This window comes from Pseudomonas ekonensis, assembly GCF_019145435.1.
Taxonomy (GTDB): Bacteria; Pseudomonadota; Gammaproteobacteria; order Pseudomonadales; family Pseudomonadaceae; genus Aquipseudomonas; species Aquipseudomonas ekonensis.
Genome location: NZ_JAHSTS010000001.1, coordinates 239178 through 259353 on the forward strand (window position 1 = coordinate 239178; position 20176 = coordinate 259353).

21 protein-coding genes are annotated in these 20176 nt (G+C 64.1%); 12 read left to right on the forward strand and 9 right to left on the reverse strand.

Annotation, left to right across the window (positions count from 1 at the left end; all coding sequences use genetic code 11):
* Positions 1-133: 133 nt before the first annotated feature.
* The 4 genes from KVG96_RS01190 to KVG96_RS01205 form a co-directional block, all read right to left on the reverse strand.
* Complete coding sequence (locus KVG96_RS01190) at positions 134-628, reverse strand: GreA/GreB family elongation factor (RefSeq protein ID WP_217890521.1); 495 nt, start codon at positions 626-628, stop codon at positions 134-136.
* Between the two features lie 82 nt (positions 629-710).
* A complete protein-coding gene (locus KVG96_RS01195; protein ID WP_217890522.1) occupies positions 711-1067 on the reverse strand; it encodes a hypothetical protein in 357 nt (118 codons plus the stop codon).
* A gap of 211 nt (positions 1068-1278) precedes the next feature.
* Positions 1279-3132 carry an Lnb N-terminal periplasmic domain-containing protein gene (locus tag KVG96_RS01200; protein WP_217890523.1) on the reverse strand — a complete coding sequence of 618 codons (1854 nt, stop codon included), beginning with the start codon at positions 3130-3132 and terminating at the stop codon, positions 1279-1281.
* A 144-nt stretch (positions 3133-3276) separates the two neighbouring features.
* Complete coding sequence (locus KVG96_RS01205) at positions 3277-3765, reverse strand: DUF3015 domain-containing protein (protein WP_085584148.1); 489 nt, start codon at positions 3763-3765, stop codon at positions 3277-3279.
* Between the two features lie 285 nt (positions 3766-4050).
* Here KVG96_RS01205 and KVG96_RS01210 point away from each other — a divergent pair, with 285 nt between their 5' ends.
* The gene (locus tag KVG96_RS01210) at positions 4051-6489 is read left to right on the forward strand and encodes a Lon protease family protein (RefSeq protein WP_217890524.1); all 2439 of its coding nucleotides are present in this window, start codon (positions 4051-4053) and stop codon (positions 6487-6489) included.
* A 310-nt stretch (positions 6490-6799) separates the two neighbouring features.
* Positions 6800-7117, forward strand: a complete 318-nt coding sequence (locus KVG96_RS01215; RefSeq protein ID WP_085584152.1) for a PA4575 family protein — start codon at positions 6800-6802, stop codon at positions 7115-7117.
* Positions 7118-7135: 18 nt separating this feature from the next.
* On the opposite strand, the gene KVG96_RS01220 is transcribed toward KVG96_RS01215, so the two are convergent.
* Positions 7136-8956 (reverse strand): hypothetical protein, encoded by a 1821-nt coding sequence (locus KVG96_RS01220; RefSeq protein WP_217890525.1) that lies wholly within the window; start codon positions 8954-8956, stop codon positions 7136-7138.
* Positions 8957-9118: 162 nt separating this feature from the next.
* On the opposite strand from KVG96_RS01220, the gene KVG96_RS01225 reads away from it, so the two are divergent.
* From KVG96_RS01225 to bamJ, 3 genes are all read left to right on the forward strand, one after another.
* Positions 9119-9607, forward strand: a complete 489-nt coding sequence (locus tag KVG96_RS01225) for a TIGR00645 family protein (protein WP_085584156.1) — start codon at positions 9119-9121, stop codon at positions 9605-9607.
* 162 nt (positions 9608-9769) lie between these two features.
* The gene (locus KVG96_RS01230; RefSeq protein ID WP_217890526.1) at positions 9770-10075 is read left to right on the forward strand and encodes a DUF6482 family protein; all 306 of its coding nucleotides are present in this window, start codon (positions 9770-9772) and stop codon (positions 10073-10075) included.
* 125 nt (positions 10076-10200) lie between these two features.
* Positions 10201-10818 (forward strand): BamJ family beta-barrel-assembly machinery protein, encoded by a 618-nt coding sequence (bamJ, locus tag KVG96_RS01235; RefSeq protein WP_217890527.1) that lies wholly within the window; start codon positions 10201-10203, stop codon positions 10816-10818.
* Positions 10819-10950: 132 nt separating this feature from the next.
* On the opposite strand, the gene KVG96_RS01240 is transcribed toward bamJ, so the two are convergent.
* From KVG96_RS01240 to KVG96_RS01250, 3 genes are all read right to left on the reverse strand, one after another.
* The gene (locus KVG96_RS01240) at positions 10951-11208 is read right to left on the reverse strand and encodes a PA4570 family protein (RefSeq protein ID WP_217890528.1); all 258 of its coding nucleotides are present in this window, start codon (positions 11206-11208) and stop codon (positions 10951-10953) included.
* A 209-nt stretch (positions 11209-11417) separates the two neighbouring features.
* The gene (locus tag KVG96_RS01245; protein WP_085584164.1) at positions 11418-11759 is read right to left on the reverse strand and encodes a zinc ribbon domain-containing protein YjdM; all 342 of its coding nucleotides are present in this window, start codon (positions 11757-11759) and stop codon (positions 11418-11420) included.
* 158 nt (positions 11760-11917) lie between these two features.
* Entirely contained in the window at positions 11918-12886 is a 969-nt protein-coding gene (locus tag KVG96_RS01250; RefSeq protein ID WP_085584166.1) for a polyprenyl synthetase family protein, read from the reverse strand.
* 241 nt (positions 12887-13127) lie between these two features.
* Between KVG96_RS01250 and rplU the strand changes: the two genes are divergently transcribed.
* From rplU to KVG96_RS01275, 5 genes are all read left to right on the forward strand, one after another.
* The gene (gene rplU / locus KVG96_RS01255) at positions 13128-13439 is read left to right on the forward strand and encodes a 50S ribosomal protein L21 (RefSeq protein ID WP_003228361.1); all 312 of its coding nucleotides are present in this window, start codon (positions 13128-13130) and stop codon (positions 13437-13439) included.
* 35 nt (positions 13440-13474) lie between these two features.
* Entirely contained in the window at positions 13475-13732 is a 258-nt protein-coding gene (gene rpmA, locus KVG96_RS01260) for a 50S ribosomal protein L27 (protein ID WP_085584170.1), read from the forward strand.
* 193 nt (positions 13733-13925) lie between these two features.
* Positions 13926-15149 carry an Obg family GTPase CgtA gene (gene cgtA, locus KVG96_RS01265; RefSeq protein ID WP_085584172.1) on the forward strand — a complete coding sequence of 408 codons (1224 nt, stop codon included), beginning with the start codon at positions 13926-13928 and terminating at the stop codon, positions 15147-15149.
* A gap of 123 nt (positions 15150-15272) precedes the next feature.
* A complete protein-coding gene (gene proB / locus KVG96_RS01270) occupies positions 15273-16391 on the forward strand; it encodes a glutamate 5-kinase (protein ID WP_217890529.1) in 1119 nt (372 codons plus the stop codon).
* Between the two features lie 11 nt (positions 16392-16402).
* Complete coding sequence (locus KVG96_RS01275; protein ID WP_217890530.1) at positions 16403-16867, forward strand: CreA family protein; 465 nt, start codon at positions 16403-16405, stop codon at positions 16865-16867.
* A gap of 164 nt (positions 16868-17031) precedes the next feature.
* On the opposite strand, the gene rpsT is transcribed toward KVG96_RS01275, so the two are convergent.
* Positions 17032-17304 (reverse strand): 30S ribosomal protein S20, encoded by a 273-nt coding sequence (rpsT, locus tag KVG96_RS01280; protein WP_085584179.1) that lies wholly within the window; start codon positions 17302-17304, stop codon positions 17032-17034.
* A 252-nt stretch (positions 17305-17556) separates the two neighbouring features.
* Here rpsT and murJ point away from each other — a divergent pair, with 252 nt between their 5' ends.
* Entirely contained in the window at positions 17557-19095 is a 1539-nt protein-coding gene (murJ, locus tag KVG96_RS01285; RefSeq protein WP_217890531.1) for a murein biosynthesis integral membrane protein MurJ, read from the forward strand.
* A 129-nt stretch (positions 19096-19224) separates the two neighbouring features.
* Entirely contained in the window at positions 19225-20163 is a 939-nt protein-coding gene (ribF, locus tag KVG96_RS01290; RefSeq protein ID WP_217890532.1) for a bifunctional riboflavin kinase/FAD synthetase, read from the forward strand.
* The last annotated feature ends 13 nt before the right edge of the window (positions 20164-20176 follow it).

The window sequence follows — 20176 nt, forward strand, 5'->3', positions numbered from 1 at the left end:
TGGCCAGCGCGAAACCTGTGGGAGCTGGCTTGCCAGCGATAGGGCCGGCGCATCCGACATCACTGTTGCCTGATCCAACGCCCTCGACTCCGGGAGCCAGACGGCTGGCGATGGCGTCAGTGAAGATTGTCGCCTAGGCCGGTTCGATGCGGATCACCTCGATCACTCGATCGCCGGCCGGGCGCTGCCACAGCACTTCGTCGTTGAGGCGGGCGCCCAGCAGCGCCCGGCCCAGGGGCGAACTCCAGTTGATCAGGCCGCGGGCGACGTCGGCCTGGTCTTCGCCCACCAATTGCACCCGGCGCTCGGTGCTGTGCTCGTCGGCGTAGGTCACCCAGCTGCCGATCTGCACCTTGTCGGTCGAGGTGGCGGCGGGCACGACCTGGGCGCTGCCGACGCGCTGCATGAAATAGCGCAAGTCCCGGTCGAGATCGGCCAGGCGTTGCTTGTCGGCCTGATCGCCCTTTTCCGATTGCCCGGCGTGCAAGGCCTGCAGTTCGGCCACCTTGGCCTGCAGCAGCGCAAAGCCCTGGGGCGTGACGTAGTTGGGTTGCGTGCTGACCTGCCGCTCGACCGGTTGGTCGGCTTGCGCGGCGGCGTTGTCCTCATTGACGAAAGCGCGGCTCATGGTCGCCTCCTTTGACGGGTCTTCTCAGGGAGTCGACCCCATGGTCGCAGGCATCGTTCGGGCGTGGTTGTCTGGAAACGACCTAAGGCGAGCGATACGCCCGCGCCGCGTCCCGATCCTTCTGCTGCTGCCAGGCGCGTTCGCGCTCATCCCAATGTTCGTTGCGGTAGTCGTCGCGGCCCTTGTTTTCCAGCATGGCCTGGCACTGGCGGAAACCGTCGCTCCAGCCTTCGGCGTACTGCGCGTCCTTGAGGTAGCGCGGCACGTCCTTGCGAAATTCCCCGCTGATCGACCCGCCCGCCTGGCGGCCGCTGATGCAGCCGTCGTCGAAACCGTCGGCGAAGGCCGGCGGATACCCTCGGGCGATCAACTCTTCATGGGTGCTCTGGCAACCGCCGACCAGCAACAACACGCCCAGCAACCCTGCACACCGCCACATCGCGTTCTCCCGGGCCGTTTCACGGCTGATACGGGAAAGTCTAGAAGCGGATTCGTCCGGTGTGCGTGAAAGGCATGTGAGCAATTCGTTGAACCCCCACAACCCATGTGGGAGCGAGCCTGCTCGCGATTCGATTTTTCAGCCGACCATTTCGTGGGCTGGCACACCGCAATCGCGAGCAGGCTCGCTCCTACAATGGGACGGTGGGGGATCAGTAGTGATACCACTTCACCTCAAGCATCACTTCGGTCTGCGGGGTGGCCAGATGGCTGAATTCGCGTTCGGCGCTCAGCCGCAGGCCGAGGTTGCGCGACAGCTCCCACTGCTGGTTGAGGCTCAGGCTGCGGCGCACTTCGCCGTTGGTGAAGTAATCGCCCTTGGCCTCCAGGCTGAGGTTGCCCAGCGGGTTTTTCCACAGCACGCCGCTGTTGAAGCCGGCGGCGGGGGCGATGAACCCGGCGAAATCGTTGTTGTGCTCGATCCGCACCGTGCCGAGGGCGAAGCCGAGCATGTCCTCGCCCAGTTGCCAGGTGCCGCCGCCTCCGCCGTTGACGTGGCTGACCAGGGTTTCGTCGTCATGCTTGCCCGGCACCCGCTCAAGGCCGCCGGTGACCTGCCACGACAGCGGCTGCAGCAGCGCGTTGCGCGGGGTCAGGGAGCGGATGGTGGCCAGGTCCAGCCGCTGGAACTGCCAGTCGTTGCCTTCGTACTGGCGCAGTTTCATCTGCAGGATTTCGATCTGCGCGCCCAGCGGGAAGCTTTCGGCGTTGTCGTTGAGGTCGTGGTAGGCCATGCGCAGGCCGTACTCGCCGAACGCCCGGTCGCCGCGGGTGCCGAGGCCGGCCTGCCAGGTGCGCGATTCGTGTCCGTCCTCGGGCAGGCCGGGGCGGGGGATCTGCTGCTCCGGCGCCGGGTTCTTGTTGATCGCCCGCAGCAGTTCGAAACTGCGCTGGGCCCGCTGCGGGTCACGCTCCTGGCCGTTGGCGCGGTAGCGTTCCAGGCGGTACGCGGCATCGATGACCAGCGCCTGGCGCTCGCGGGGCAGGGCCTTGAAGGCGGGTGCCTGCAACTGCTGCTGGTCGGCGCTGACCTTCAGCACCCAGTCCTGTTCGTCGTCGCTCAACGGCTCGGCGCGGCTGAGCAGTTCGCGCTCCCGGGACGGACGGTATTCGATGTGCTCCACCAGGCCCGCCTCTTTCACCGCTTTGACGGTGTCGGTGGGAATGGCCGTGAGCGGGAACTGTTCGGTCAGGCGCAGGCTCGGGCGGGCCACTTGCAGCAGTTCGAGCAGGCGGTAGGAGCAGTTCTCGTCGAAGAAAAAGTAGTCGAACTTGATCTGCTTGAGCTCCCACACGTGTTCGACCATGCGTGCGGTTTCCTGCGGCGTCAGGTTCAGCCGGTATTCCCACAGGTCGCGGTTCTCCAGGCTGCGGTACTCGGAGAGCTTTTCCTGGTAGGGCACCAGGGCGAACAGCCCCGGATAGCCGCCCATCAGGCCTTTCCAGGCATACAGGATGCTGTTGTCCGAGCCCTCGATGTAGGCGCCGAAGTTGATCGCGTAGCTGAGCAGCGATGTCTTGTCGCTTTGCACGTCGGCCTGGTCGATGCGCAGCAGCGTGTGGCCGAACATCGACGACGGGCTGTTGAGGTAGGCCGCCGGGAAGATCATCACCGCGCTGTGGGGCGAGACGTCCTTGAACCATTGCCGGAATTCGGCGCAGTCCGGCGCCGGCAGGTCCTTGAGGTTCAGTTGCGCCTTCAGCCAGCGGGTGCGGGCCGGATAAACGCATTGGGCGTGACGCTCGCCGAGGCTGGCCGGCGCGTACAGCGCCTGCACGGTGGCGGCCAGTTCACGGTCGGGGTGTTCGTTGCCGTCGGCGGCGAGGAAGAACCGGCTGTCGCTGACATAGCTGCGCCAGCCGCCGAGCTTGGCGGTTTCGTAGTGGCCCAGGGAAATCCAGAAGCGGTCGTTGGCCAGTTGCTGCAAACGTTGGGGATCGATGTGGGGCGCGGCGTACAGCGGGGCGCAGGCACACAGCGCCAGCCAGGCAAGGCGTTTGAGCATAGGTGGCAACTTAAGTCGAAAAATGCGAAGGCCCCAGGAGCGAAAGCCGAGTCAGCCGATCCGGGCAGTCATCCTGTGGCGAGGGAAGCTCCCTCGCCACATAAAGCAAAACCCGCTCCCCGAAGGAAGCGGGCGGGGCCTGGCTTAGGCCTGGGTCGCGTACTTGGCCAGGCGAGGGTCGGCCTTGAGGACGGCCAGGGTGTTGGTGTGCACGTCCTCGGCGGTCACGTCAGCCTTGCTGAAGATCTGCTGGAAGTGCTCGTGGGTCACGGCGGCGAAGTGCGCGCGGTCTTCCGGCGCCACGCCCAGCACCACGGCGTAGGTGGTCAGCGCTTCGCCCTGGCCCTTGGCCATGTCTTCGGACAGCTCGTTCATCATGCCGTTCATGGCGAACCAGGACTTGCCGCCGTAGGTCAGCGCCGCGTTGGTGGAGCAGCCGTTGGTGCCGGAGGTCATGCCGAACGTCGCGTTGCCGGAGGTGCCGTTGGTGGTGGAGGCGAGGAAGTGGGCCGGCGTGCCGCGCTGGCCTTCGAACAGCATGTTGCCCCAGCCGCAATCAGGGCCGCCCGGCGCCTGGGCCATGGCATTGATGGATACAGCGGTGAAGAGAGTACCGAGAAGAATCCGTTTCATAGCTTTGTTCTCTTTATGTGCGTACCAATGGACAGGGTTCTGGCCCCCCCAAGCTCTGTGCGTACAGACCCGAACGGCGCCAGTGGGCCGGTATTCGTTCCAGCCGCGCAGCTTGGAGTTTAGGCACGTTCGCCGGGTTCCGTCACATTTTCCTTCAGATTCGCGCAGGGGTTCCGGTTTCGCGCGGCACCGTTGGCCGCGCATCGCCGCAAGGCGCCTTGCCAGTGGGTACGGGCAGCGCCAGAATGCCCCTTATCTGCCCCGCCTGATTGTTAAGGAAGCCCGATGCCTGATCCTGTTGCCGCCAGTTTGCGTCTGGCGCCCGAAGCGCTGACCCGTCCGTTTTCCGCTGAACAGTTCAGCTTCACCACCACCAACGATCTGGAGCCCTTTCGCGGTGTGCTCGGCCAGGAACGCGCGGTCGAAGCCTTGCAGTTCGGCGTGGCCATGCCGCGCCCCGGTTACAACGTCTTTGTCATGGGCGAGCCCGGCACCGGCCGCTTCTCGTTCGTCAAACGCTACCTGAAGGCCGAAGGCAAGCGCTTGCAGACCCCGGCGGACTGGGTCTACGTCAACCATTTCGACGAACCGCGCGAGCCCCGCGCCCTGGAATTGCCGTCGGGCACCGCCGGCGCCTTCATCAATGACATCAACGGCCTGATCGACAACTTGCTGGCGACCTTTCCGGCCGTCTTCGAGCACCCGTCCTACCAGCAGAAGAAGAGCGGCATCGACCGCGCCTTCAACCAGCGCTACGACCGTGCGCTGGATGTGATCGAGCGCCTGGCCCTGGAAAAGGACGTCGCCCTGTACCGCGACAGCAGCAACATCGCCTTCACCCCGATGTTCGAGGGCAAGGCCCTGGACGAGGCGGAGTTCGCCCAGTTGCCGGAAGCCGACCGCGAGCGTTTCCACGAGGACATCTCCGCGCTGGAGGAGCGCCTCAACGAGGAGCTGGCCAGCCTGCCGCAGTGGAAGCGCGAGTCGAGCAACCAGCTGCGCCAGCTCAACGAAGAGACCATCACCCTGGCCCTGCAGCCGTTGCTGGCGCCGCTGTCGGAAAAGTACGCCGAGAACGCCGGCGTCTGCGGCTACCTGCAAGCGATGCAGGTGTACCTGCTCAAGACCGTGGTCGAGCAACTGGTGGACGACAGCAAGACCGACGCCGTCGCCCGCAAGCTGCTGGAGGAGCAATACGCCCCCAGCCTGGTGGTCGGCCACCCGGTCAGCGGCGGCGCGCCGGTGGTGTTCGAGCCGCACCCGACCTACGAAAACCTGTTCGGCCGCATCGAGTACACCACCGACCAGGGTGCGCTCTACACCACGTACCGCCAGTTGCGGCCGGGGGCGCTGCACCGGGCCAACGGCGGTTTCCTGATCCTTGAGGCGGAAAAGATGCTCGGCGAGCCGTTCGTGTGGGATGCGCTCAAGCGCGCCCTGCAATCGCGCAAGCTGAAGATGGAGTCGCCGCTCAGCGAAATGGGCCGCTTCGCCACCGTGACCCTGACGCCGCAGCACATCCCGCTGCAGGTCAAGGTGATCATCATCGGCGCCCGGCAACTGTACTACGCGCTGCAGGACCACGATCCGGACTTCCAGGAGATGTTCCGCGTCCTGGTGGACTTCGACGAAGACATCCCGATGGTCGACGAAAGCCTGGAGCAGTTCGCCCAACTGCTCAAGACTCGCACCTCGGAGGAGGGCATGGCGCCGTTGACCGCTGACGCGGTGGCGCGCCTGGCCACCTACAGCGCTCGCCTGGCCGAACATCAGGGGCGGTTGTCGGCGCGGATCGGCGACCTGTTCCAGCTGGTCAGCGAAGCGGACTTCATCCGGCACCTGGCCGGCGACGAGATGACCGACGCCGGCCACATCGAACGGGCGCTGAAGGCCAAGGCCACCCGCACTGGACGGGTGTCGGCGCGGATCCTCGACGACATGCTCGCCGGGATCATCCTGATCGACACCGACGGCGCGGCGGTGGGCAAGTGCAACGGGCTGACCGTGCTGGAGGTCGGCGATTCGGCGTTCGGCGTGCCGGCGCGGATCTCCGCCACGGTGTACCCGGGCGGCAGCGGCATCGTCGACATCGAACGCGAAGTCAACCTCGGCCAGCCGATCCACTCCAAGGGCGTGATGATCCTCACCGGCTACCTGGGCAGCCGCTACGCGCAGGAATTCCCGTTGGCGATCTCCGCAAGCATCGCGCTGGAGCAGTCCTACGGCTACGTCGACGGCGACAGCGCGTCGCTGGGCGAGGTCTGCACGCTGATCTCGGCGCTGTCCAGGACCCCGCTCAAGCAGTGCTTCGCGATCACCGGTTCGATCAACCAGTTCGGCGAGGTGCAGGCGGTCGGCGGGGTCAACGAGAAGATCGAAGGCTTCTTCCGCCTCTGCGAGGCCCGCGGGCTGACCGGCGAGCAGGGCGCGATCATTCCCAAGGCCAACGTCGCCACGCTGATGCTCGACGAGAAGGTGCTGGCGGCGGTGCGCGCCGGCCAGTTCCACGTCTACGCGGTGAGCCAGGCCGACGAGGCGCTGAGCCTGCTGGTGGGTGAGCCGGCCGGTGAGCCGGACGCCGACGGCCAGTTCCCGGAAGGCAGCGTCAACGCTCGCGTCGTGGAGCGCCTGCGGGTGATCGCCGAGATGATCAGCGAAGAGGACCTGAAGGAGGCCGAGAAGGAAGCGGCCCAAGAGGCATTGGCCGAAGCCAAGCCGGCCTGAAGGCCGATGCGGTAAACCGGTGGGAGCCCGGGTGCCGGCGATTGCGGCGTGTCATTCGACCTCTGTTTGTCTGACATTCCGGATCGCCGGCAGGCGGGTTGCCACTGTCGTATTCGGTCGGGAACGTGCGGGAAAGTGCCATCACTCTGGCGCCAAAATTCACACAATGACCATTCGGCGCCTTCTGGTCGTATCCGGTTGGCGCAGACGACTTTTCTTCTATTCTCAGCTCAAGGACATCGAGAGCATCACTGGATCGAAACAGCCTTCCCTTGAGGGTTGAACACCGGCTTCACCGAGGGTCGCCGCCATGTCGCGCAACCTCTGCCTCACCCGTCAGTGTCTGGGTCTTGTGACCCGTATCGAATGCGCCATCAAGCCCCTGGCCGGCGACACCGGCATGTGGACGCTGCTCTTCGCCGCCGGCATGGCCGGCGAACAACCTTCCGCCATCAAGGCCCAGGGCCCTTTCCACGGGCCGGTCGCCGCCGAGTCGATCCTCGACACCATCGTCGAAAGCCTCACGATGCACGGTTATGAGCTGGCCGACGACCCGCAGATCTGGAGCCTGCACCTGCAAGCCCAACTGCGGCAGATCAACGGCGGCCGCAGCCGCAGCCTCAACTGAGCTTGCCGGTTCCGGGTCTCAGGGGGCCGTGCCCGGCACCTGGGCCTTGTCGAGTTTGACCTCAAAGCCGTACTGCACGGTGGCGAGGTCGGTTCGCCGGTAGGTTTCCACCTGCGTGGGGCGGCCGTAGAAGTAGTGCACGCCGAAGATCGCCGGGCCCTCTGCGCCCGCGTCGTGGCTGACCGAAAGAATCTGCTTGAGGTACTGGCCGCTGCCGTCCTTGACGAAGAAGCGCCACTGGTCGGCCGCGAACCGCTTCAGATCCACCACCAGCATGTTGTTGCGGATGTCCAGGCCCTTGGGCAGGGACTTGGCGTCGAACGTCTGCCTTTCCACCGTGGCCAGGAACAGCGGCATGGAGCCGACCGCAAACGCCGGGGTTTCCGGGAACAGGTTCAGGTCGTAGGTGATCGTGCCCGACAGCGGATCGACCTGGTACGCCTCCGGCGGCAGTTCGATCGGCTCGTCCCGTTCGCCGTTGCGCTTTTGCGTGAAGAAGGTCACCGGGCTGTCGCCGGGGCTGAAGTCCTCGCCCAGCAATTCGTCGTTGAAGGTCTTGCGGTGATCGAACTCGATCCGGGCGGCGCTGGGCTCCTCCACCGACTGGCGGATGCGGATGCTGTCCTTCAGTTGCTGTTCGGTCAGGGACGCGCCTTTTAGCCAGTCCGCGGCCTGGTCGTCGTACACCGTCACCGGCAAGTCCAGCGGCTGCACCGCTTTCGCGGTGGTGTGCGGATCCAGGCGGCGCACCGGCAGGTCCAGTGGCTTGCGGGTCACGCTCACGTTCGAGAAATCCAGCACGCTGACTTCGAGGCTCTCGACCGGGCCGTGGAAGTACACCTTGTTGTAGCGGCGCGGATGCTGGCGTTCGAAGGCGCTCTGGCTGTCGTTGAGCTGTTTCTCCAGGACGTCGCTCCAGGCCTTTTGCTGCTGCAGGTGCGCCAGTTGTTCCTGGTAGAACGCGACCTGCTCCGGGCTTTCGTTGATCGAGCCGGCACGCTTGAGGTACTGGCCGGTGGCGTCGCGGGCCTGGACGATCATCGGGTTGAGCGGTGTGCCGCCGACCTCCGGGGCCAAGGGCAGGCTGTTGCTGAATTCGACTTCGGCGTAGTTCTTCTCAAGCTTGAGCAGCGTGACGCTGAGGTTGCCGTCGGTGCGGGTCTGGCCGATGTCCTGTTTGCCTAGGTCGAAGCTGTGCAGGCGCCCGGGGGCGATGACCTCGATCTCGCCCAGCAGGCTGACCGGCTGCGGCTGGCTTTTGCGGTCGATGTCCAGGCCTTCGATGAAGGGATAGGACAGGGTCAGGTCGTCGGGGGTGGAGCTGGACGGGCTGAGCTGGATGCCGGGGTCGGTCTCCGACCATTCCGTTTGCCAGGCGATCACCCGCTTGTCGCTCAGGGTCACCGACTGCCATTGCACGCCGTGGGGGAACAGGAAGCCGCCGGGGATGTTGAGGTTGAAGGGGAACACCGGCTGCAGATCGGTGAGGTAGTCGGAGCCGACGTCCTTGCGCAGCACGAACAGGCCATCGATGAATGTATCGACCAACGCCTGAGGCGTGGGGTAGTGCCTGAGCGCGCCGAGGGCGTCTTCGCCGTATTCGGTCTTGGCCGGTTGGCCATCGAGCCGCCGCCGGGCGCGTTCGAGCAGCAGCAGCGAGCCGCCCAGTTCGGTCACGGCGTCCTTGAGCTTGGGGTCGGTGATGGCGTCCAGCGACTGTTCGAACTGCGCGGTCTTTTCCTCAAGGCCCGGGCCGTGCTTTTCGTCGTCCGGCGAGCAGGCGCCCAGCAGCAGGGCGAGGCACATTCCGGCGGTCGTCAGCGGCAATCGCACATCCATTTCCAGTCGTCCTGTCCGATTTCTCTGGGCTGTCAATGCTCTGGACACTAGCAGAAAAACTTTGACACACACGCGCAGGTGGCGGATTTCCGGGCGGTTTCTGGCGGTCATGGGCGGCTGGTATACTCGCCGTCGATTACAACCCCCCTTGTGTGAGATTCAATGGAACGCTTTGTCGAAAACGCAATGTACGCCTCGCGCTGGCTGCTGGCGCCGATCTACTTCGGTCTGTCCCTCGGGCTGCTGGCGCTGGCGCTGAAATTCTTCCAGGAAGTCTTCCACGTCATCCCCAACGTGTTCGAGATGGCCGAGTCGGAACTTATCCTGGTGCTGCTGTCGCTGATCGACATGGCGCTGGTGGGCGGCCTGCTGGTGATGGTGATGATTTCCGGCTACGAGAACTTCGTCTCTCAGCTGGACATCGACGACAGCAAGGAAAAGCTCAACTGGCTGGGCACCATGGACTCTTCGTCGCTGAAGATGAAAGTGGCGGCCTCGATCGTGGCGATCTCCTCGATCCACCTGCTGCGCATCTTCATGGACGCCAAGAACGTCGATCCCGAACACCTGATGTGGTACGTGATCATCCACATGACCTTCGTGGTCTCGGCGTTCGCCATGGGTTACCTGGACAAGGTCACCAAGCACTGAGCCGTGACCGGGGAGCTCGCCCGGCGGCTTCCCTCTTCAAGCAGGAAAAACACCGCCCGTCCGTTGCAAAACGGACGGGCGGTCTCGTTCATGGCTTGTGCTTTGTCGTGCCGAAGCCTATCCCTGTAGGCGTCCAGACCCGCCATCGCATGAGGTGCGCCCATGAACCTGCAAGAGCTGAATGCGTTTGCCGTCGCCAGGAAGGTCGATGAACTGAACCTGATCTCCATGGAGGGCGGAATCTATCTGCTCGAGGCGCGGATGCACGGCGCGGCGTACCCGCTTAGCGACACCCATGGGCAGATGCTGACGGTGCGTTCGGTGGAGCATGCCCGGGATCTGCTGCACAACTTCCCGGTGCTGCCGTTCAACCTGGTGCACACCTCGGTGCACGACGAGATGTGCGGGCTCGGCGCCAGCGGCGAGGAAAGCCTGAAAGTGCCGTTGGCCTGGCGCTCGGCGCTGTAGCGCCCGCGATCCGGTCAAAGCCTGGGCATCTGTGCTAGTCTGCTCGCCCTTTTGGTTCCGGGCGCGCCGGGACGCGCCGTGCATGCACGGCCAGTCCCGGGCCGTCCGCACAGCGGAGCAGTGTCATGTCCGAAGTAAATCTGTCCACCGACGAAACCCGCGTCAGCTACGGCATCGGCCGTCAGCTGGGCGACCAGCTGCGCGACAACCCGCCACCGGGCGTCAGCCTGGACGCGATCCTGGCCGGCCTGACCGACGCGTTCGCCGGCAAGCCAAGCCGTGTGGGCCAGGAAGAGATGTCCGCCAGCTTCAAGGTGATCCGCGAGATCATGCAAGCCGAAGCCGCTGCCAAGGCTGAAGCCGCCGCCGGCGAAGGCCGTGCGTTCCTGGCCGAAAACGCCAAGCGCGAAGGCATCACCACCCTGGCTTCCGGCCTGCAGTTCGAAGTGCTGACCCAGGGCGAAGGCGCCAAGCCGACCCGTGAAGACAACGTGCGCACCCACTACCACGGCACGCTGATCGACGGCACTGTGTTCGACAGCTCCTACGAGCGCGGCCAGCCTGCCGAATTCCCGGTGGGCGGCGTGATCGCCGGCTGGACCGAAGCCCTGCAACTGATGAATGCCGGCAGCAAATGGCGCCTGTACGTGCCGAGCGAGCTGGCTTACGGCGCGCAAGGCGTGGGCAGCATCCCGCCGCACAGCGTTCTGGTGTTCGACGTCGAGCTGCTCGACGTTCTGTAATGCACGGCCTGCCTTGAGGGCGGGCCGATGCAGGAGCGAGCCTGCTCGCGATGGCGTCTTTTCAGTCGGCGACCCGGTTGCCTGACAGACTGCTATCGCGGGCAGGCTCACGCCTGCCGTTGTTGCCGCGCTTCATATTTCGATCTTGTGATGCAGCTCATGGGTCGGGCGCAACGCCCGGGCGTAGCAGAACAGGAACAGATTGCGCACCAGTTCCTTGAGCACCATCGGCTCGCTGGAGTTCAGGCTGCTGACGTCCAGATCCCCCTGATCCTGCAACTCGTGCAGGGCCTCTTCTTCCAGGACGGCACACACTTCCCCGGTTTCCCGATGCAGGATCCGCAGGTAAGGGTGCGGACGGTCCAGCCAGGCGTCGATCAGATAAGTCATGGTTCTCATCTCCATTGAAAGGGTTTCAATGAGAATAATTCTTATTCGTCAAATAGCAAGCGCCTATTGGCGGTTTGCGTTTTTTTGCGGGTAAAGATTGCGTAAGGTCAAAACGGCTGGCGTTTGGCCATTGCGTTGTGGCGAGGGGGAGGAGGCGCAGGAGGGGGGGGCGCCATCCCGCGTCGGGTGCGGGATGGCAGGCAGCGGGCTCAGACCTTCCTGACGAACTCGGACTTGAGCTTCATCGGGCCGATGCCGTCGATCTTGCAGTCGATGTCGTGGTCGCCGTCGCACAGGCGGATGTTCTTGACCTTGGTGCCGACCTTGACCACCAGCGAGGTGCCCTTGACCTTCAGGTCCTTGATCACGGTGATGGTGTCGCCGTCCTGCAGGACATTGCCCACCGCGTCTTTCTTCACGGTGTCTTCGGATGCCGCGTCGGCCTCACCGTTGGCGGACCATTCGTGGGCGCACTCCGGGCACACCAGTTGGGCACCGTCTTCGTAGGTGTATTCGGAATTGCATTTCGGGCAGGGTGGCAACGTGCTCACTAAGGCTCCTTGATATGAGGATCGTTAAAGGGCGCACATTGTATAGGGTTTTAAGCGAAGGAGGGGATTGCATACAAAGCACTGTGGGAGCGAGCCCGCTTGCGATGGCTTCTGGCGCTATCGCGAGCAGGCTCGCTCCCACAGGGTGGCAAGCAGGATCAGTGCGTGCGGGCGACCGCGAACTCGCTCAGTTCGACCAGCGCATCGCGGTATTCGCTGGCAGGCAGCGCTTCCAGGCACTTGATCGCACGGGCCACGTAGTCGCGGGCCAGCTGCGCGGTGTAGTCCAGCGAGCCGGACGCTTCGACCGCTGCGCGGATGCTTTCGAGGTCTTCGATGCCGCCTTTCTGGATCGCCTGGCGCACCAGGGCCGCCTGTTCCGGCGTGCCTTCGCGCATGGTGTAGATCAGCGGCAGGGTCGGCTTGCCTTCGGCCAGGTCGTCGCCGACGTTCTTGCCCAGGGTGTCGGCGTCGCCCTTGTAGTCGAGCAGGTCGTCGACCAGCTGGAACGCCACGCCCAGGTGGTCGCCGAAGGTGCGCAAGGCCTCGGCCTGCTCGGCGGTGGCGCCGGCCAGCGCGGCGGCGCTGTGGGTCGAGGCTTCGAACAGCATCGCGGTCTTGCCGCGGATGACTTCCATGTAGGTCTCTTCGGTGGTGCTGGCGTCGCGCACCTTGGACAGCTGCAGCACTTCGCCTTCGGCGATGATGCGCGTGGCCTGGGACAGGATCTTCATCACCGGCATCGAGCCCAGTTCGACCATCATCTCGAACGAGCGCGAGTACAGGAAGTCGCCGACCAGCACGCTCGGGGCGTTGCCCCACATGGCGTTGGCGGTCGAGCGGCCGCGGCGCATGCCGGACATGTCGACCACGTCGTCATGCAGCAGGGTCGCCGTATGCAGGAATTCGATGGTGGCGGCCAGCAGGCGCAGGTCGTCGCCCTCGCGGCCCAGGGCCTTGCCGCACAGCAGCACCAGCAGCGGGCGCAGGCGTTTGCCGCCGGCCGACGTGATGTAATCGCCGATTTTCGATACCAGCGGTACGCGGGAAGTCAGCTGTTTCTTGATGATGCCGTCGACGGCGCTAAAATCGTCCGCCACCGCGCGGTAGAAAGCTTGGGGTTGCATCAGAGACAGGTGCTCCAGAAGGGTTGCGCGGCATGCTAGGACCCACGTCCGCAGGTGTCAAGGCGCGATGGACGGCCCCTTGCGCGGCGTCGGCGGCTTGCGTACAATCGCGCACCCTGAACTTCCTGGGCAGCACCTGCCTTACGCAATTGCACTTGGGCCGTTCCAGCCCCATGCAGCCATGCCAGCCAATACCTCTTCCTATAAAGAGCTGGGTGAGCAGGATTATCGGAGAAATACCATGTACGCAGTAATCGTTACCGGCGGTAAGCAATACAAAGTCGCTGAAGGTGAATACCTGAAGATCGAAAAACTGGAAGTCGCCACCGGCGAATCCGTGACCTTTGACCGCGTTCTGCTGGTCGCCAACGGCGACGACGTGAACATCGGCGCACCTGTCGTTGCTGGCGCAACCGTCAAGGCTGAAGTGATCTCCCAAGGTCGTCACGATAAAGTCCGCATCATCAAGTTCCGTCGCCGTAAGCACCACATGAAGCGTATGGGCCACCGCCAGTGGTTCACCGAGATCAAAATCACCGGTATTCAGGCTTAATTTCAGCCTAATTCCTCACTAGGAGAATTGAACTCATGGCACACAAAAAAGCTGGTGGTAGTACCCGCAACGGTCGCGACTCAGAAGCCAAACGACTTGGCGTGAAGATGTACGGCGGCCAGGCCATCAAGGCCGGCAACATCATCGTGCGTCAGCGCGGCACCCAATTCCACGCTGGCTACGGCGTTGGCATGGGCAAGGATCACACCCTGTTCGCGAAAATCGAAGGCGTGATCAAGTTCGAAGTAAAGGGCGCTTTCAACCGCCGTTACGTGAGCGTTGTCGCAGCCTGATTGCGAGAATGCTGGAGAAGCCCTGTCTTGCGACGGGGCTTTTTCGTTTGTGGGATGAGTCTCTTGCAAAGCTGTTTGTATGGGCTGTCGGCGTGCGATGCGGGTCGTGTATTGGGGTCGCTGCGCTCATCTTTGCAAGAGTCTTATGTCTTGATTGTTTTTCGGCTCGTCCGTACGGCGAGAGGCGTTGGTTATGAAGTTTGTTGATGAAGTATCGATCCGCGTGAAGGCGGGTGACGGCGGCAACGGGTGCATGAGCTTCCGTCGCGAGAAGTTCATTGAGAACGGCGGTCCGAACGGCGGTGACGGCGGTGACGGCGGTTCCATCTACATGATGGCCGACGAAAACCTCAATACCCTGGTGGACTACCGTTACACCCGGCACTTCGATGCCGAGCGCGGCTCCAACGGCGGCAGCACCGACTGCACCGGCAAGAAGGGCGAAGACCTGATCCTGCGCGTGCCGGTCGGCACCACGGTGATCGACTCGTCCACCCAGGAAGTGATCGGCGACCTGACCAAGTCCGGTCAGAAGCTGCTGGTGGCCCATGGTGGCTGGCACGGGCTGGGCAACACCCGCTTCAAGTCCAGCACCAACCGTGCGCCGCGCCAGACCACGCCGGGCAAGCCCGGCGAGCAGCGCGACCTGAAGCTGGAAATGAAAGTGCTGGCCGACGTCGGCCTGCTGGGCCTGCCGAACGCCGGCAAGAGCACCTTCATCCGTTCGGTGTCGGCCGCCAAGCCGAAAGTCGCCGACTACCCGTTCACCACGCTGGTGCCGAACCTGGGCGTGGTCAGTGTCGACCGCTGGAAGAGCTTCGTCATCGCCGACATTCCGGGGCTGATCGAAGGCGCTTCCGACGGCGCCGGCCTGGGCATCCGTTTCCTCAAGCACCTGGCGCGCACCCGTCTGCTGCTGCATCTCGTGGACATGGCGCCGCTGGACGAAAGCAGCGCGGCGGATGCGGCGGAAGTGATCGTCAACGAGCTGACCAAGTTCAGCCCTTCGCTGGCTGAGCGCGACCGTTGGCTGATCCTGAACAAGTGCGACCAGATCCTTGAGGAAGAGCACGAGGCTCGGGTCAAGGAAGTGGTCGAGCGCCTGCAGTGGGAAGGTCCGGTCTACGTGATTTCGGCCATCGCCAAAGAGGGCACCGAGCGCCTCACCCGCGACATCATGCGTTACCTGGAAGACCGTGCCGACCGTCTGGCCAATGATCCGGCCTACCAGGAAGAGCTGGCCGACCTCGATCAGCGCATCGAAGACGAAGCCCGCGCCCAGTTGCAGGCCCTGGACGACCAGCGCGCCCTGCGCCGCAGCGGCGTGAAGTCGGTCCATGACATCGGTGACGACGATTGGGACGAGGAAGACGTGGATGACGACGACGGTCCGGAAATCATTTACGTGCGCGACTGATCCGTTGCAGTAAACTTAAGCGCCGCTCAATCGAGCGGCGTTTTGGTATCTGGAAAACGGTAGCCACAAATAACGTCACGGGCAGCGCTGGGTCGCGCTGTCCTCAAGCTAAGGTTGAAGATGATGCGGAGCAAGGTGACAGGTGCGCAGCGTTGGGTCGTGAAGATCGGCAGCGCTTTGCTGACGGCTGACGGCAAGGGGCTGGATCGTGCGGCAATGGGTGTCTGGGTCGAGCAGATGGTGGCCCTGCACGAAGCGGGCGTGGAGCTGGTGCTGGTGTCCTCCGGGGCGGTGGCGGCCGGCATGAGCCGTTTGGGCTGGAGCGCACGACCCAGTGCGATGCACGAGCTCCAGGCGGCCGCTGCCATTGGCCAGATGGGGTTGGTGCAGGCCTGGGAGTCGAGCTTTGCCGAGCATGGCCGGCATACGGCGCAGATCCTCCTGACCCACGATGACCTGTCTGACCGCAAGCGCTACCTGAACGCCCGCAGCACCTTGCGCGCGCTGGTCGAGCTGAAGGTGATCCCGGTGATCAACGAGAACGACACCGTGGTCACCGACGAGATCCGTTTCGGCGACAACGACACCCTGGCGGCGCTGGTGGCCAACCTGGTGGAGGCGGACCTGCTGGTGATCCTGACGGACCGCGACGGCATGTTCGATGCCGACCCGCGCAGCAACCCGGATGCGCAGCTGATCTACGAAGCCCGTGCCGACGATCCGGCCCTGGATGCGGTGGCGGGCGGCACCGGTGGTGCGCTGGGGCGCGGCGGCATGCAGACCAAGCTGCGGGCGGCGCGTCTGGCGGCCCGTTCCGGTGCGCATACCATCATTGTCGGCGGGCGGCTGGAGCGGGTGCTGGACCGTCTGAAAGCGGGCGAGCGCATCGGCACGCTGCTGTCGCCGGAGCGCGGCATGCTGGCGGCGCGCAAGCAGTGGCTGGCCGGGCATCTGCAGACCCGCGGCACGCTGGTGCTGGACGATGGGGCGGTTTCGGCGTTGTCCCAGGGCAACAAGAGTCTGCTGCCGGTTGGCGTCAAGCTGGTGCAGGGCAGCTTCCGCCGTGGCGAGATGGTGGTCTGCGTGGCGCCGGACGGTCGAGAGATCGCCCGTGGCCTGGCCAACTACAGCGCCCTGGAGGCGCAGAAGATCATCGGTCAGTCGTCGGATTCCATTGTCGGCCTGCTGGGCTATATGGCCGAGCCCGAGCTGGTTCACCGTGACAACCTGATTCTGGTTTGAGGATGCGTGCGATGCGGATTGCAAAAGGACTGTTGGGGCTGCTGATGGCGTTGCCGTTGGCGGTCTCGGCCGAGGAGATCGGCCAGGTGTCGACCGTGTTCAAGTTTGTCGGCCCCAACGACCGGATCGTGGTCGAGGCGTTCGACGATCCCAAGGTCGATGGTGTGACCTGCTACTTGTCCCGCGCCAAGACGGGCGGGGTGAAGGGCGGCCTGGGGTTGGCGGAGGATCGCGCCGAAGCGTCCATCGCTTGTCGTCAGGTCGGGCCGATCCGGTTCAAGGGTGAGCTGAAGGATGGCGATGAGGTGTTCAAGGAGCGCACGTCGCTGGTGTTCAAGACCATGCAGGTGGTGCGTTTCCTCGACAAGAAGCGTAATACCCTGGTGTATCTGGTCTACAGCGACCGCCTGATCGAAGGCAGCCCGCAGAATGCGGTGACGGCGATCCCGATCCTGCCGTGGGCGCCTGCCCAGTAGTCATCCGGAGGCCTCCGCATGGGCTGTGCGCGGCACGGAATCTGTGGGGGCCAGCCTGCTGGTGGTGATGGCGGGGCAGGGGCGGCATTATCTGTATCCGCATGCGCCAAATCGCAGGCAATAAAAAACCGACCCTTGGGTCGGTTTTTCAGTGACTACGTCGCTTAGGCAGCTGCTTTCAGTGCCTTGACGTGGCCATTCAGGCGGCTCTTGTGGCGAGCGGCCTTGTTCTTGTGGATGATGCCTTTGTCGGCCATACGGTCGATGACTGGCACAGCCAGGGTGTAAGCGGCTTGAGCTTTTTCAGCGTCTTTTGCGTCGATGGCCTTAACTACGTTCTTGATGTAGGTACGAACCATGGAACGCAGGCTGGCGTTGTGGCTGCGACGCTTCTCAGCCTGTTTTGCACGTTTTTTGGCGGAAGGTGAGTTGGCCACCGTCGAGCTCCTCGAAAGACTTTTTAGGGAATAGCAAACAAAATAGGCCGCGAATCATGCCGATGAGTTGAAGTCTTGTCAAGGGCGCTTGAGACGTTCCGCTAAGTGGTAGGCATAACGCGACGGGATATTTCTTTCCCGCGCATGACCTGTAAACTCGCGAGCTTTGGCTCTGTGCTGTTGCGGCGCGGAGTATCGCACAAGTGGGCGCACAGTTCGCCTGCTGTTTATCGACAGGCACACATTCCTTCAATGAATCTGCTCAAATCGTTGGCCGCCGTCAGCTCTATCACGATGCTTTCCCGGGTTCTCGGGTTTGTCCGCGACACGCTCATCGCGCGCACGTTCGGCGCCGGAATGGCGACCGACGCCTTCTTCATCGCCTTCAAGCTGCCCAACCTGCTGCGGCGGATCTTCGCCGAAGGCGCGTTCTCCCAGGCCTTCGTGCCGATCCTGGCCGAATACAAGAGCCAGAAGGGCGAGGAGGCCACCCGCACGTTCATCGCCTATGTCTCGGGCTTGCTGACCCTGGTGCTGGCCCTCGTCACGGCGCTGGGCATGCTCGCCGCGCCGTGGGTGATCTGGGCCACCGCGCCGGGCTTCGCCGATACGCCGGAGAAGTTCCGCCTCACCTCCGACCTGTTGCGGGTGACCTTTCCTTATATATTGCTGATCTCGCTGTCTTCGCTGGCCGGGGCGATCCTCAACACCTGGAACCGCTTCTCGGTGCCGGCCTTCGTGCCGACGCTGCTGAACGTCAGCATGATCGTGTTTTCGCTGTTCCTGACCCCGTACTTCGACCCGCCGGTCATGGCCCTGGGCTGGGCGGTGCTGGCCGGCGGCCTGGCGCAGTTGCTCTACCAACTGCCGCACCTGAAGAAAATCGGCATGCTGGTGCTGCCGCGCCTGAACCTGCGCGACACCGGCGTCTGGCGGGTGATGAAGCAGATGCTGCCGGCGATCGTCGGGGTGTCGGTCAGCCAGATCTCCTTGATCATCAACACCATTTTCGCCTCGTTCCTGGTGGCCGGTTCGGTGTCCTGGATGTACTACGCCGACCGCTTGATGGAACTGCCGTCCGGCGTGCTGGGCGTGGCGCTGGGCACGATCCTGCTGCCGACCCTGGCCAAGACCTACGCCAACAAGGACCGTCATGAGTATTCGCGCATCCTCGACTGGGGCCTGCGCCTGTGTTTCGTGCTGGTGCTGCCGTGCGCGCTGGCGCTGGGCATCCTCGCCGAGCCGCTGACGGTGTCGCTGTTCCAGTACGGTCAGTTCACCGGTTTCGATGCGGCGATGACCCAGCGGGCGTTGATCGCCTATTCCGCCGGCCTGCTCGGGATCATCCTGATCAAGGTGCTGGCGCCGGGCTTCTATGCGCAGCAGAACATCCGCACGCCGGTGAAGATCGCGATCTTCACCCTGATCGTCACCCAGTTGTTCAACCTTTTGCTGATCGGCCCGCTGGCCCATGCCGGCCTGGCGCTGGCGATCAGCGCCGGCGCCTGCCTGAACGCCGGGCTGCTGTTCTATCAACTGCGCAAGCAGCAGATGTACCAGCCGCAGCCGGGCTGGGCCAAGTTCGGCTTCAAGCTGCTGGTGGCGGTCGCGGTGATGTCGCTGGTGCTGCTGGTCGGCATGCGTTTCATGCCGGCCTGGGACCAAGGGCATATGCTGGAGCGCTTCCTGCGCCTGGGCGTGCTGGTGGCGGCGGGCGTGGTGGCGTATTTCGGCATGCTGGTGCTGTTGGGCTTCCGCTTGCGCGACTTCAACCGCAAGGCGTTGGGCTGAGGTTTCGGCCCCGGCTGCGCGGTTCGGGCCGGCGGTTTTGTCGGCTCGATCACTTTGGGTGACGGTGTTGCCTGTCGTCGGCCGTCGGGTGTGGTTATAATCGGCCACTTTATGAGCAAGAAGCGCGTTATGCAGCTGGTTCGAGGCCTTCACAACTTGCGCCCCCAGCATCGGGGCTGCGTCGCCACTATTGGCAACTTTGACGGTGTGCACCGGGGTCACCAGGCTATCCTGGGCCGGCTGCGCGAGCGCGCGCTCGAATTGGGCGTGCCCAGTTGCGTGGTGATTTTCGAGCCGCAGCCCCGGGAATTCTTCGCCCCGGACACGGCCCCGGCACGTCTGGCCCGGCTGCGGGACAAACTGCAGCTGCTGGCCGCCGAAGGCGTCGACCGGGTGCTGTGCCTGGCGTTCAACCAGCGCCTGAGCAAGCTCAGCGCCAGCGAGTTCGTCGACACCATCCTGGTGGACGGCCTCGGCGTGCAGCACCTGGAGGTCGGCGACGATTTCCGTTTCGGTTGCGACCGGCTCGGCGATTTCGATTTCCTGCTGCAGGCCGGCCAGGTGCACGGTTTCACCGTGGAGGCCGCGCAGACCGTCGAGCTGGACGGCCTGCGGGTCAGCAGCACCCAGGTGCGCAACGCGCTGTCCGCCGCCGATTTCGCCCTGGCCGAACGCCTGCTCGGCCGTCCGTACCGGATCGCCGGCCGCGTGCTGCACGGGCAGAAGCTGGCCCGGCAACTGGGTACGCCCACGGCCAACATCCAGCTCAAGCGCCGTCGCGTGCCGTTCACCGGGGTCTACCTGGTCGACGTCGCCATCGACGGCAAGGCCTGGCCCGGCGTCGCCAACATCGGCGTGCGGCCCACGGTCCAAGGTGACGGCAAGGCCCACCTTGAAGTCCATCTACTCGATTTCGCCGGCGATCTGTACGACCGGCGCCTGACGGTGGTTTTCCACCAAAAGCTGCGCGAAGAGCAGCGTTTCGCCTCCCTGGAGGCACTGAAAACGGCGATCAACGCGGATGTCGCCGCCGCCCGTGCACTCGCCGCACCTAGCGCCCATCGCTAATGAAGAGCCTTAA

Bases quoted from the DNA above. Each gene is read 5' to 3' on its own strand.
- KVG96_RS01190 (WP_217890521.1), bottom strand. From the start codon at position 628: ATGAGCCGCGCTTTCGTCAATGAGGACAACGCCGCCGCGCAAGCCGAC.
- KVG96_RS01195 (WP_217890522.1), bottom strand. From the start codon at position 1,067: ATGTGGCGGTGTGCAGGGTTGCTGGGCGTGTTGTTGCTGGTCGGCGGT.
- KVG96_RS01200 (WP_217890523.1), bottom strand. From the start codon at position 3,132: ATGCTCAAACGCCTTGCCTGGCTGGCGCTGTGTGCCTGCGCCCCGCTG.
- KVG96_RS01205 (WP_085584148.1), bottom strand. From the start codon at position 3,765: ATGAAACGGATTCTTCTCGGTACTCTCTTCACCGCTGTATCCATCAAT.
- KVG96_RS01210 (WP_217890524.1), top strand. From the start codon at position 4,051: ATGCCTGATCCTGTTGCCGCCAGTTTGCGTCTGGCGCCCGAAGCGCTG.
- KVG96_RS01215 (WP_085584152.1), top strand. From the start codon at position 6,800: ATGTCGCGCAACCTCTGCCTCACCCGTCAGTGTCTGGGTCTTGTGACC.
- KVG96_RS01220 (WP_217890525.1), bottom strand. From the start codon at position 8,956: ATGGATGTGCGATTGCCGCTGACGACCGCCGGAATGTGCCTCGCCCTG.
- KVG96_RS01225 (WP_085584156.1), top strand. From the start codon at position 9,119: ATGGAACGCTTTGTCGAAAACGCAATGTACGCCTCGCGCTGGCTGCTG.
- KVG96_RS01230 (WP_217890526.1), top strand. From the start codon at position 9,770: ATGAACCTGCAAGAGCTGAATGCGTTTGCCGTCGCCAGGAAGGTCGAT.
- bamJ (WP_217890527.1), top strand. From the start codon at position 10,201: ATGTCCGAAGTAAATCTGTCCACCGACGAAACCCGCGTCAGCTACGGC.
- KVG96_RS01240 (WP_217890528.1), bottom strand. From the start codon at position 11,208: ATGACTTATCTGATCGACGCCTGGCTGGACCGTCCGCACCCTTACCTG.
- KVG96_RS01250 (WP_085584166.1), bottom strand. From the start codon at position 12,886: ATGCAACCCCAAGCTTTCTACCGCGCGGTGGCGGACGATTTTAGCGCC.
- rplU (WP_003228361.1), top strand. From the start codon at position 13,128: ATGTACGCAGTAATCGTTACCGGCGGTAAGCAATACAAAGTCGCTGAA.
- rpmA (WP_085584170.1), top strand. From the start codon at position 13,475: ATGGCACACAAAAAAGCTGGTGGTAGTACCCGCAACGGTCGCGACTCA.
- cgtA (WP_085584172.1), top strand. From the start codon at position 13,926: ATGAAGTTTGTTGATGAAGTATCGATCCGCGTGAAGGCGGGTGACGGC.
- proB (WP_217890529.1), top strand. From the start codon at position 15,273: ATGCGGAGCAAGGTGACAGGTGCGCAGCGTTGGGTCGTGAAGATCGGC.
- KVG96_RS01275 (WP_217890530.1), top strand. From the start codon at position 16,403: ATGCGGATTGCAAAAGGACTGTTGGGGCTGCTGATGGCGTTGCCGTTG.
- murJ (WP_217890531.1), top strand. From the start codon at position 17,557: ATGAATCTGCTCAAATCGTTGGCCGCCGTCAGCTCTATCACGATGCTT.
- ribF (WP_217890532.1), top strand. From the start codon at position 19,225: ATGCAGCTGGTTCGAGGCCTTCACAACTTGCGCCCCCAGCATCGGGGC.